This is a genomic window from Moraxella sp. FZFQ2102 (genome assembly GCF_024137865.1).
Classification (GTDB): Bacteria; Pseudomonadota; Gammaproteobacteria; order Pseudomonadales; family Moraxellaceae; genus Moraxella.
Window position 1 is genome coordinate 2,246,668 of record NZ_CP099960.1, and the last position, 12,318, is coordinate 2,258,985.

At 47.1% G+C, this 12,318-nt stretch carries 11 protein-coding genes and 1 pseudogene; 4 read left to right on the forward strand and 8 right to left on the reverse strand.

Annotation, left to right across the window (positions count from 1 at the left end; translation table 11 throughout):
- From NGM44_RS10455 to NGM44_RS10480, 6 genes and pseudogenes are all read right to left on the reverse strand, one after another.
- Positions 1-357, reverse strand: a complete 357-nt coding sequence (locus tag NGM44_RS10455) for a YnfA family protein (RefSeq protein ID WP_253223584.1) — start codon at positions 355-357, stop codon at positions 1-3.
- Positions 350-1,032 (reverse strand): annotated as a pseudogene (locus tag NGM44_RS10460) (response regulator transcription factor). The gene NGM44_RS10455 and the pseudogene NGM44_RS10460 overlap by 8 nt, the downstream one beginning before the upstream one ends.
- Positions 1,033-1,069: 37 nt before the next feature.
- Positions 1,070-1,729 carry a thiamine phosphate synthase gene (locus tag NGM44_RS10465; RefSeq protein WP_253223585.1) on the reverse strand — a complete coding sequence of 220 codons (660 nt, stop codon included), beginning with the start codon at positions 1,727-1,729 and terminating at the stop codon, positions 1,070-1,072.
- A gap of 150 nt (positions 1,730-1,879) precedes the next feature.
- On the reverse strand, positions 1,880-2,065 hold the full coding sequence (locus NGM44_RS10470; protein ID WP_253223586.1) for a DUF2783 domain-containing protein: 186 nt from the start codon (positions 2,063-2,065) through the stop codon (positions 1,880-1,882).
- A 12-nt stretch (positions 2,066-2,077) separates the two neighbouring features.
- Positions 2,078-3,730, reverse strand: a complete 1,653-nt coding sequence (locus tag NGM44_RS10475; RefSeq protein ID WP_253223587.1) for an FAD-dependent monooxygenase — start codon at positions 3,728-3,730, stop codon at positions 2,078-2,080.
- A 137-nt stretch (positions 3,731-3,867) separates the two neighbouring features.
- Complete coding sequence (locus NGM44_RS10480) at positions 3,868-4,296, reverse strand: MarR family winged helix-turn-helix transcriptional regulator (RefSeq protein WP_253223588.1); 429 nt, start codon at positions 4,294-4,296, stop codon at positions 3,868-3,870.
- A gap of 137 nt (positions 4,297-4,433) precedes the next feature.
- Here NGM44_RS10480 and NGM44_RS10485 point away from each other — a divergent pair, with 137 nt between their 5' ends.
- Positions 4,434-5,225, forward strand: a complete 792-nt coding sequence (locus NGM44_RS10485; RefSeq protein WP_253223589.1) for a HesA/MoeB/ThiF family protein — start codon at positions 4,434-4,436, stop codon at positions 5,223-5,225.
- An 86-nt stretch (positions 5,226-5,311) separates the two neighbouring features.
- Here NGM44_RS10485 and NGM44_RS10490 read toward each other — a convergent pair whose 3' ends face one another.
- Positions 5,312-6,658 (reverse strand): NarK family nitrate/nitrite MFS transporter, encoded by a 1,347-nt coding sequence (locus tag NGM44_RS10490; RefSeq protein ID WP_253223590.1) that lies wholly within the window; start codon positions 6,656-6,658, stop codon positions 5,312-5,314.
- A 58-nt stretch (positions 6,659-6,716) separates the two neighbouring features.
- On the reverse strand, positions 6,717-7,922 hold the full coding sequence (locus NGM44_RS10495) for a nitrate/nitrite transporter (RefSeq protein ID WP_371923554.1): 1,206 nt from the start codon (positions 7,920-7,922) through the stop codon (positions 6,717-6,719).
- A gap of 375 nt (positions 7,923-8,297) precedes the next feature.
- Between NGM44_RS10495 and NGM44_RS10500 the strand changes: the two genes are divergently transcribed.
- From NGM44_RS10500 to moaA, 3 genes are all read left to right on the forward strand, one after another.
- On the forward strand, positions 8,298-10,325 hold the full coding sequence (locus tag NGM44_RS10500; RefSeq protein WP_253223592.1) for a type IV pili methyl-accepting chemotaxis transducer N-terminal domain-containing protein: 2,028 nt from the start codon (positions 8,298-8,300) through the stop codon (positions 10,323-10,325).
- Between the two features lie 93 nt (positions 10,326-10,418).
- Positions 10,419-11,078, forward strand: a complete 660-nt coding sequence (gene narL / locus NGM44_RS10505; protein WP_253223593.1) for a two-component system response regulator NarL — start codon at positions 10,419-10,421, stop codon at positions 11,076-11,078.
- Between the two features lie 129 nt (positions 11,079-11,207).
- Positions 11,208-12,269 (forward strand): GTP 3',8-cyclase MoaA, encoded by a 1,062-nt coding sequence (gene moaA / locus NGM44_RS10510; RefSeq protein WP_253223594.1) that lies wholly within the window; start codon positions 11,208-11,210, stop codon positions 12,267-12,269.
- Positions 12,270-12,318: the final 49 nt, after the last annotated feature.

Below are 12,318 nucleotides of genomic sequence, written 5' to 3' on the forward strand. Positions count from 1 at the left end.
TCAGATCCCCTGACGCGGCTGTAGGATGATGATCAAGGTACCAACTAGCACCACAGCAGCTCCTGTGATGTCCCATGTACTTAGGCTGACGCCATCCACCACTTTTAGCCAAATCAATGCCGTGCAGATATAGATACCGCCATACATTGCATAGATACGACCCGATGCATCAGGGTGTAGGCTAAGTAGATACACAAATGCCAATAAGCTTATGATGGTCGGCAGCCACAGCCAAGCGGACTTGCCTTGATTGAACATCAAATACGGAAAATAACAGCCCAAAATCTCAGCAACAGCAGTCACGAAAAATAACAATAGCGTACGCATCAGTGAAAAACTTGTGAAGTGATCAGACATTATCACTCTCACTTAATGTGTAGCCTTGCTTACGAATGGTTTTGATACTTGCCATGCCAAGTTTTTTGCGCAGATGTGAGATATACACTTCGATGGCGTTGCTTTCGATCTCATCACCCCAGCTGTATAGCGCATCTTCGAGCTGTTCTTTTGAGATGATGTGTTGGGGATTTTTCAGCAGGCGGTGTAGGACGATGTATTCTTTTTGGGTGAGTGCGATGGGTGCATCATCGAGCGTGACGGTCTTGGCGGCAGGATTGAGCGTGATACGCCCTGCTGCACTTTGGTGCGTCAGTAGCGGCGTGCGCGCTGTATCGCTGTATTTGCGCACTGCGGCACGGATGCGCGCTGACATTTCTTCTAAATCAAAGGGTTTGATCAGATAATCGTTGCACCCAAGTCAAGACCCGTCACGCGATCTTTGATACTGTCTTGGGCGGTGATCATGATGACCGCGACAGGCAGTCGATCACTGCGGATAAAGCGCAGCACTTCATCGCCGCTCATCGCAGGCAGACCGCGGTCTAATAGTACGCAGTCATAGCTGTGGTTCTTGAGCGCGCCGATCGCCATCGCTGCACTTTGTACCCAATCAACCGCCAAGCCGTCCATATCCAGCCAGTCTTTGATAGTCTGACCCAGGGACGCATCATCTTCGACCAATAAAATTCTCATCACTCACCAAGTTTTAATTTTAATAAATTCTTAATTATTACCAGTGCTGTAGCTTGTTTGCCCATGCGTGGCATTTTTGTTCGATGGTGTCCACCGAATGCCCCATGATGTCAGCTGTCACTGCGATGTAGTCCAGTGGTGTACCTTGCAGATCATCACGCAGCTGGTAGATATTATCAAGTGCGACACCACCAATCACGCACAGCGGCAGATCCACTTGGCTTGCTTTTCGTAAGATCTCACGCGGTACGATGCTTGCGCGCGGTTTGGTGATCGATGCAAATGCCGTCCCCATCGCACCATAGCTCGCCCCTTCTCGTTTAGCTTCTTTAAACAATGCAATATCAGCATGACAAGTGCGCCCAATCACCACATCATCGCCTAAGATCTCACGCGCCACGCGCACACTGCCGTCGCGCTGCCCTAGGTGCAGCCCTGTACCAAAGTGTGAAGCCAGCTCAAGATCATCATTCATCACGATATCGATGTCGTAGTCATTGGCAAGGCTGACGATCAGCTCGGCTTCTTTATACACGGTTGCAAGGTCGAATTGCTTCAGCGTGGCTTTACGACGGATTTGCAGTAGTGATACTACGCCAGTAGATAGCACGCGCTCAAGCTTATCAAGCAAGGTGTGAATATCATCGTCATTGGTTAGTAAGTACAATTTCGGTGCTTTGTCTGTATTTTGTGCCATGGCAAATTTCCTTGTCATTATTCTTGCCTATTATAGACCTTTATTAACTTATTTTCGAATAAATTTTGATGAATGATGTGGGGGTTTGGGTATAAAAAACACCAAGTTAAAAAAGCCAACTTGGTGTATCTATGATTTGCTTGGATTGTTTTAGTTTTCAAAAGTTGCAGCGGATTTGATTGCCGTTTCGATGACGGACAGATCACCCACTTCATTGGTAAGCAATAGTGTTAATTTGGTCAAAAATAACAGCTGCTTTTCTTCATTGATACCATCCAGTGCGGTTGCCAAAGCATCATAAATGGTTTCTAATTCTTGAGTTGTTAGTTGTTTCATAATTTTCCTTATTTAGTTAAACTTATCAAAATAGGTTTTAATAGCATCTTTTTGAAAGCTCTGCCAACGCCCTGCGATATGATGATCAGGACGCACCAAATAGACTTCACCACCTTGAGCATGGTAGCGCGCATCAATCACAGCAGCATCCACCACAACATCAGCATTGGCGTCGCTGATTGTTACAAGTTTAATTGGTAATTTATTAGCGATGGCTGTGATTTCATCGTGTAAATCTTGTGGTACTGTCTGTCCAAAATAGACCACAGCAAACTGATAATCCAAGGCATCATATAGGCTACCATCATCCATTTTGACATCAGGGAATAGGCTACCATTGGCAAGATCTGCGTGCATAATCGCATTATCATCGCCTGCTGCATTTAAGCTAGAATGCGCATAACTGTGTGGTCGCGATGTGCGCCAATGATACAGCGGACGAACAAATTCATGCTCAAGCGACAGCGACAACACCGCATCACGCAGCAGACGAAAGCCCTTGCTCGGTGGCGCCATAAAGCGCGTGCTTTTGCCCGCTTCATCAATAATCTCACGCGTGGCCGTGACGCGTTCATCGCTATAACTATTTAGAAAATCTTCACTTGCAAAGCCTTGAATCACACTTGCCAATTTCCAGCACAAATCCATGGCATCTTGAAAGCCCGTGTTCGCCCCACGCACCCCAAAAATTGGCAACAAATGCGCCGCATCACCAACAAAGCAAATGCGATCATAGACATAATTTGGCAAAGTCAAAGCACGCGCCGAATACACCGAACCCCAATCCAGCTCCCAAGGCAAATCGCCATAGCCCATCATGGTAAGCTGAGAATTGACCGCGTGAGCGATGTTTTCAGGTTTTAGCGCTTCTTCATTAGAAACTTCTAGTGGCAGCTGATAATCAAATCGCCAAATGCCATCGGGTTCTTTGTGCAATAAAATGGTATTGCCCTTGTTCCATTCAGGCGAAAAATACGCCAAACGCTCGGTCGGCAGTGGCAAATCCACCTTAATATCAACAATCACAAATTGCCCTTCATAGCTGCTGCCTTCAAGCTTCAGCTCAAGTTTGCTGCGTACAAAAGAGCGACCGCCGTCTGCAGCAATCAGCCAAGGCGTCTTATAACTGTACTCACCTTCTGGCGTGTCAATTTTCAGTACCACGCCATTAGTTTCAGATGTAAAATCGATCAATAGATTGCCAAATCTAAGTTCAATATTTGGGTTGGCTAGTACTTCATCGATTAAATAGCCTTCAAGGTGGTTTTGCTGCAAGTTATTAAGCGGTGCAAAGACATCGTGATCATCGCTTGGGTTTTGCATACGAAATACTTGCTTGCCATGATAAAACGAATTGCCTGCCGTCCACGGCAAAACCTTTTGAACAATGCGCTTTGCCACCCCTGCTGTGTGTAAAATCTGCATCGAACGCTTGGTATAAACGAGCGCGCGACTGCCTTCAGAGACTTGTAGCTCGCTTGCCAACACGATGGATTTGATGCCTTGCTTGGCAAGTAGCAGCGCTGAAGTAAGCCCAATCGGACCTGCGCCGACGATGGTAACAGGCGCATCCGTTTGCGCGCCGTCTTTGGGATAAAAATGCGGATGGACGATATAATCGTGGTACAAAGAGTGTCGCGGTGTGGTGGTGGGATTGTGCGTCATTGGCTCATTTCCTTATGTTAAAAATTAGTTGTGTACGCAACTATTATAAGAAAATAATGCCATGCATTCAAGATTTCAATTGTCGGTAAATCTGTGATATTTATTGAAAAATATGATAATTGGTGATGATTAGAAAATCACCCCAATCCATCCACCACTTTATCAAGCAAGGCAAGTAATTGCTTGCGCTCATCATCATCTAAAGTGGACAAGGCAAGCTCATTACGCTCATGGATACGCGGGATGATGGCGTGATAGGCAAGCTCCCCTTTAGTGGTCAGGCTTAACTCAAAGCTGCGGCTGTCTCTATCGCTTTTGGTTTTGGCGACCAAGCCTTTATCCACAAGGGCTGCGGTAGCGCGACTGGCTTGGCTTTTATCAAGGTTGCTTTTGTTGGCAAGCCCATTGACCGACAAAGTCTTATGATAGCCAATCACCGCAAGCACCCGTCCTTCGCTGTAGGAAATGTCGTATTCATCGTTGCCAAAGTCAAGCTTTTGGTCGATGAGCTTGGATAGGTGGTGTAATTTATAGGTCAAAAATTCGTCTAGGATGAAGGTGCTCATGGGAAATTTCTTGATAATGAAAATTGAAGTATAACAATTTTCAACCCAAAATTTAAGCCCATTCGCTTATCCATAAGGTGTATTGACGCTGATCAATAAAATAGGCAGACTATATCAATCTACAACGAGTAAGTATTATGTCAATAAACTTAACAAATCAAAGCGACAAACACCCCATCGATATGCTGAGCGATGCTGAGATGATGCGCTACAGCCGTCAGATTTTATTGGACGGATGGGACATCGATGCACAGCTTCGGCTCAAAAACAGCACCATTGCCATCATCGGCATGGGCGGACTTGGAGCGATGGTCACGCCTGTACTGGTGCGTGCAGGCGTGGGCGTGGCGCATCTATTTGATCATGACACGGTCGATGACAGTAACCTACAGCGGCAGCTGCTTTATACGACAGATGACATCGGCAAACCCAAAGTGCTGTGCGCCAAACAAGCACTTAGCGCACAAAATACACTGGTGGACATCCACGCACACCATACCCAACTGGATCATGATAATATTGTAAATCATCTACATAATCTGCACGCAGATCTATGGATTGATTGTAGTGATAATTTTACCATCCGAACTTTATTAAACCAAACCAGTCTGCAGCTGAACACGCCGCTGTTGTCTTTATCTGCGATCGCAGAAGTTGGGCAGGCGGCTCTGTTCGAACCGAATAAAACAGGCTGCTACACTTGTGTTTTTGGTACGCCAAAAGCTGAGCAAGCCAACTGTGCGACATCGGGTGTGTTGGCAAGCACGGTGGCGATGATCGGTGCACTGGGCGCAGATGTTGCCTTGCATTATCTGGGCAAGGACATCAATACTATCGCCAATCAGTTGGTAATTTGGCACGGCGCGCGTGCAAGTTTACAAAAAATGCAATTTATTAAAAACCTAACTTGTCCGACTTGCGCTAATTAATCGTTTAAAAATCAACATAATAAAAAATGGCCTAGCAAAAATCTAAGCCATTTTTATTGTATATAAACTTTACAATATCTGCTATCTTAGCATGGATATTCAGCCCCTTTACGGCTGTAGTACCACCATGTCAGCGCGATGCACACCACATAAAATACGATCAGCGCGATGAAAGTGCCATTGACACCCAGACCTGAGCCGAACATTTTTGGGATGACAAAGCCACCATACGCCGCAAAGCCCCCTGCAAAACCCACCACGGCCGCTGCTTCTTTGCGCGCTTGATTGATGAGATCTGGAGAGTTTAGGTGCTCGTGCATGGTGCGGAAAATCACAGGAATCATGCGGAAAGTTGAGCCATTACCGATACCTGTGGTGATAAACAGCACCATAAAGCAAGCAAAATAACCGGTGAAATTCCCTGCTTTTAGAAAATACATCACCGCAATGACGGCCGCCGTCATGATGATGTAGTTGTACAAAGTTACGCGCGCGCCGCCCAATTTATCCGACAGCCAACCGCCGACAGGACGGAATAATGCACCGACCAACGGGCCCAAAAATGCCACTTTTAAAGGATCGACTTCAGGGAAAGACTGCTTGATGACCATCGGAAAAGCCGCGCTAAAGCCGATGAATGAGCCGAAAGTCGCTAGGTATAAGATGCACATGATCCAGTTGTGCTGACGCCCAAAGATCACCGATTGCTCTTTAAATGATGCTTTCGCGCCGCTTAAGTCATTCATACCAAACCAAGCAAGCAGTGTCATGATGACGATCGGAATCACCCAGACAAAAGCTGCATTTTGTAAGTACAGCGTCTTGCCTTCTTGGGTGACTTGTCCGCCACCTGCCAATGCACCAAACAGCGAAAAACCAATCACCACAGGCACGACGAACTGCAGCACTGAGACGCCCAAATTACCCAGCCCTGCGTTCAGACCCAATGCCATGCCCTGCTTGGATTTTGGGTAGAAAAACGAGATGTTCGACATACTTGATGAGAAATTCGCCCCACCAAAGCCACACAGCAGCGCGATGATCGCAAAGGTTATGAACGGCGTGTCAGGGTTTTGGATTGCAAAACCAAGCCACACGGTCGGAATCAGTAGTGATGCGGTTGAGATTGTCGTCCAGCGTCTGCCACCGAAAATCGGCACCATAAAGGCATAAAAAATACGCATCGTCGCCCCTGATAAGGCAGGTAAGGCAAGCAGCCACGACAGTTGCGCTTTATCAAAGCCAAAGCCCACTTCAGGCATACGCACGACGATCACCGACCAAATCACCCACACCGCAAAGGCAAGCAGTAGCGCAGGGATTGAAATCCATAGATTGCGGCTGGCGACTTGTTTGCCACCATTTTCCCAAAAGGCTTCATCTTCTGGTCGCCAGTCGTCAATACGGCGACCACCTTTGAGTTCATCTTTCATTACATTCTCCAAATCCGCACATTATGTGTGCGAGTATTTTTTAATAAATTTTACACAATTAGCCGCGTTTTGGCTGATGGCCTTTTTCCATTTTTGGCTTAACTTCTGATAAATAAATCCAAATCAAGCTTACCCACACCACGCCAAACATGATCATAAATGCTGATGAGCGCACGCCTGTGATGTCCACGGCAGCACCGAACATGATCGGTAGAATAAAGCCGCCCAAGCCACCTGCCAAACCGACCACGCCTGAGACCGCGCCCATGTTGTCTTTGTATTCATCGGACAAGTATTTGAACACCGATGCTTTACCGATGGCAAAGGCAATGCCAAGTAAGAAAATCAAGACAGTAAAGATGGTGGCATTTAAGCCGATATAAAAACTTTGTTCGCCATCGACCGTCTGAATGGTGAGAAATGTCTGTGGATATGACAGCACAAACAGCAGCAAAAATGACGCCCACAGCACCCACCAAGTGACGGTATGTGCTGAATATTTGTCTGACAGCCAGCCACCCAGTGCGCGCAAAACACCACCGGGTAAGCTAAAACACGCCGCCAAAAATGCCGCTGTCTGCAGGCTAAAGCCATATTCGCCGACATAATATTTGGTCATCCACAATGCCAATGCGACATAGCCACCAAAGACGATCGAGTAATATTGGCTGTATCGCCAAACATTTTTATCTTTTAGCACAGCTAATTGACTGCTGATACTGACATTGCTTGCGGTGCGATGTGCTTTGTTATCAAAACTAAAAAACCAAAAGCCAATTGCAGTGATGAGCATGATGCCTGCATAGACCTTTGGCAAGAACCGCCACCCTTCTGCCGCGCTCACAGCAGTCGATGCGCCCATGGCGATGATCGCAGGGCCGACCATTTTGGTCAAGGCTGAGCCGGCATTACCTGCGCCGAACACACCCATGGCAAAGCCTTGTTTGCTTGAGTCGAACCACTTGGCGACATAGGCGATGCCAACTGAGAACGAGCCGCCCGCCAAACCGACAAACAGACCCAATAACAAAAACTGCCAATATTGATCAGCATAACCCATCAAAAAAATCGGCAGAACGGTGCACAACATCAGCGCAAAAAACACGATGCGTCCGCCGTATTTATCCGTCATCATGCCAAGTGGCAAACGCACCAGCGAACCTGTCAGCACAGGCGTGGCAGCCAATAAGCCAAATTGCGTTTCGTTCAAATCAAGTGCCTGCTGAATGGGAATGCCAAGCACAGCAAACATCATCCAAATCATAAAACACACCGTAAAAGCGATGGTCGATGAGATGAGTACAAGGGTGGATTTCGTAGCCATGAGATGCTCTTTTGTTTAACTATGTTAAATTAACATAACAAGAATGCGTTCAATATCATAAGGTTGGATTGAACGGCTGTAAGGAAGATTTACAAACTATAATAAAGTGAAAATTTTTTGAATTAGTTGATTTAAATCAAGCATTTAAGACACTCCTTTTGGCTAAAATACCATCAACTACTACTTAAGCGGTAGTTGGATTTCTCAGGGATTAGCGTATAATTATCAGTGTTTTCAAAGACTTGTTTTGGCTTGGCTGATTATAATCAATATTTTTTCACTGATTAAAAATCCGATGGCTTTTTGGGGGTATATATGCCAAACTTGCGACTCGATGCCATTTTGCCCAGATCGCTGTCGGTGCGTGCGTGGGTGGCGGTGTGCATGATCGTGTTTTTCGCGGCGGCGACGGCAAGTACATCGGCACTGCTGGCTTGGGTGTCGAAATCGGACGCTCAAGCCTTAAACTCGGTCGGCTCGATTCGTATGGCGACTTATCGGATTAACTATCTACTAAAGACCAATACCACCTTGCCGATCGATACACATTTTAAGCTTGATCCGAATCTGCCGATCAATGAGCAGCTGATCGATGATATGCAGTCGCGCCTTGATGTGCTGGATGCGTATCAAGATATGCTTTTTAATAAAGATACGGAGATCGACGACCAAACCCAAGCCTTGATGCAGCATTGGCAACAGGTACTCAAGCCTGCTTTACTTGAAAATAACGCCCCTGCCGTTCTTGATGCATCAGGCGTGTATATCACCGCTGCCAATGAGCTGACCAAGAGCATCCAAGTGCGCAGCGAACGCCGTCAACACTGGCAACAGGTGCTACAGATGTCGGCATTGGTGGTGATTTTATTGACACTATTGATGGGAATGTATGAGCTGAAGCACAATGTACTAAGCCCGATTCGTTCGCTGATTTTTAGCACGCGGCATTTTCGCAGTGGGCATTATGTGCCTGCACCATTGGCAGGTTATCGTGAGTTTGAGACGCTGAGCAAGTCGTTCAATGACATGGCAAATACCATCAGCGCACATCAAACCAAGCTGAACCAAGAAGTACAAAATAAAACGCAGCATCTAACCCAAGCCAATCAACTGTTGACTTTATTGTATCATTTTTCTAATCAATTAAACCAAGAGCCAGTGACTTTATCCAAGCTGCATCACTTGCTTGAAAATTTCTCCAAGATCAATCCAAATTTCGGCTTTACGCTATGCTTGCATGATCGCTTAAAGATCAATGATGTTGATGAATTGGTGATGGATACGACCGATCCGAATAAGATTATCATCTCATCCAAAGAAGGCGCTGTCAAAGACAGCGTCAGCATTCACAGCCATCAGTTGGATGGTTATCACGGACATGATCAAGATGCATCAGCGCCACGCATGGGCAAGATCTGCACCATCGGCAACTGCGCACGGTGTTCGCTCAAGTCGCGCCCAACGACGCGCATCTATCCGATCAGCGCGCAGAACAGCTATTGGGGTGAGCTGATGGTGCATGAGCAGTCAAGCTCGCACCCAAACCCTGCTGTCGCCGATGAGCTTGTGCGGTCACTAGCAAGCCTAATCAGCCTTGTGTTTACCATCCAAAAGCAGCGTCAGCAAGAGCATCAGTTGATCTTATTAGAAGAGCGCAACACCATCGCACGCGAGCTACATGACTCATTGGCGCAGTCGCTGTCGTATCTGAAGATTCAGCTTGCCATGCTTGGCACGCACGCGCGTCAGCTGTCTGAAGCGGCGCAAAATACTGATGCCAATGCTGACGGCAGCACCGATGGACAAAGTGTGGCACAGTCAAGCGACAGCCTATTACAAGTGCTGACACAGGCGCGCACAGGGCTTGATAGCGCTTATACACAGCTAAGAGAGCTGTTGGTCACTTTCCGTTTAAAAATCGAATCAGGCAGCTTCGATCACGCCATCGAGCAAGCGTGTGATGAGTTTGCGGCTAAGGGCAATTTTCAAATCACGCTTGATAATCGTATCCTAAGCCAAAACCTAAGCGCAGGCGAGCAGATTGATTTATTACAAATCACCCGTGAAGCACTGTCGAACATTCAGCGTCATGCGCACGCCAAGCAAGTTTCTGTCCAGCTATATCAGCAGTCGGATGATACAGGTCAGCGCGTGCATCTGCAGATCAGCGATGATGGCGTGGGCTTGTCTAAGCACGCAGGCAGTCAGCAGCATCATGGGCTCAAGATCATGCAAGAGCGCGCCCACAGCTTAGGTGGTGAATTTCAGATCCGTGATAACGCGCCATCGGGCACGATTGTTAAGATTTGTTTTTTGCCGAAGTTTTATGAAAGAATGAATTGATAAATTATTTTATTAAGTTTATTGATATTATCTCGACTAAGTTTAGCTAAATTTACATATCGTTTAAATTTATATCAGTTTAAGGATTTTTCCATGACCCTAAAAATCTTCACCGCTGCCGGTCCTGCGCGCCTATTGCTTGTCGATGATCATCCGATGCTGCGCCGCGGCTTGGCGGATTTATTAAGCCTAGAAAAAGATGTGCAAGTCATCGCCGAAGCCAATCACGGTGCGGAAGCTTTGGAGATTTTGGCGGAGCAGTCGGTGGATTTGGTGATCTTGGATCACAGTATGCCGGTGCTAAACGGCATCGAGACGCTCAAAAAGATCCGCGAGCTTGGGCTTGAGACTAAGGTTTTGTTATTCACCGTATCGGATAACAGTAAAGATGTCCAAGACGCGCTGCAGCTGGGCGTCGATGGTTATTTACTTAAGGACATGGAGCCTGAAGAGATCATCACCGATGTGCGCAAGATTCTGCGTGGGGAGCTGGTGATCAGCCCAAGTCTTGCGCCAATCCTAGCCCAAGCGATGCGAAAACCTGTGCAAGCTGACAGCGGCTATGAGCTGACAGAACGCGAAGTGCAAGTGGCGCAGATGATCGCCCAAGGCATGAGCAATAAGATGATCGGCAATAAGCTTGGTATCGCCGAATCGACGGTGAAAGTTCATGTTAAGCATATCTTGGGCAAAATCGGTCTGCGTACGCGTGTCGAGATCGCGGTCTGGGCGGTGGGACAGTATCAATTATAAGCCCTGCATACACCCAAAGTAGTAGTAATCCGACACAAACCCTGCCCATGGGGTTATAGGGGCGTTTGCCGAACTTTGTTATAGTAGTGCCATACCCATCACCGAGGCAACGCCCATAAGTTCACTGTCATGAAAAAGTCAATCCACACCCCATCTGCAGCCCTTGCAGAGCATCGCTTGTCTGGTTCTGTTTTTCATCACAGTGAATTGACCCCTGATCATCTGACGGATCATTTTCATCGTAAGCTGACTTATCTGCGCTTATCTGTGACCGATTTTTGTAATTTTCGCTGCAATTATTGTCTGCCGAACGGTTATCAAGGTAAGCGACCTGATAACGAATTGACCTTAGATGAAATTTCAACCTTGTTCACAGGCTTTGCTGCGCTTGGCACGACCAAGGTGCGTCTTACTGGTGGCGAGCCATCGGTGCGCCGTGATTTACCCAACATCATCGCCCTTACCAAATCCACTGCAGGCATTCAGACCGCGTGCATCAGCTCAAATGGCTATAAGCTTGGCAAGCACCTATCGGCTTGGCGCAGCGCAGGACTGGATAAGCTGAACATCAGCATTGATAGCTTTGATCCTGCCATTTTCCATCAGATCACAGGACATGACAGCTTGCCACAACTGCTACATGACATTGATAAGCTGCTTGACAGTACTGATATCTCATTGAAATTAAATGGGATTTTGATGGCTGATACTGCTTATGATAATCTGATGGCAGCTCTTGATTTCATCAAAGATCGCCCTGTCGCTTACCGCTTTATCGAGTTCATGCAGACATCGGACAACAGTCAGCTGTTTTTTGCGCAGCACGCAAGCAGTCAGCACATCAAATCCTACTTACAAGAGCATGGCTGGACGGCGACGGCGCGACCTACAGATGGCGGCCCTGCGATCGAATACAGCCACCCTGATTATCTGGGCAAGATTGGCTTGATCGAGCCGTATGCGCCGCGTTTTTGTGATAATTGCAATCGCTTGCGCGTCAGCAGCCTTGGCAAAGTGCATCTGTGCCTGTTCGATCACCAAAATTATGACATCCGCACTTATCTGAGTGCAGGCGATACCGATGGCTTGATCGGTGCGCTGCAAGGCTTGATGCCAATCAAACCTGAACATCACCACCTACACAGTGCCGATAGCGGTATCATGCGTAATCTGTCGATGGTTGGCGGTTGATTGCTTTGCCAATTGACTTTGCCATCATCTTTGCCGCTTATTTATTATT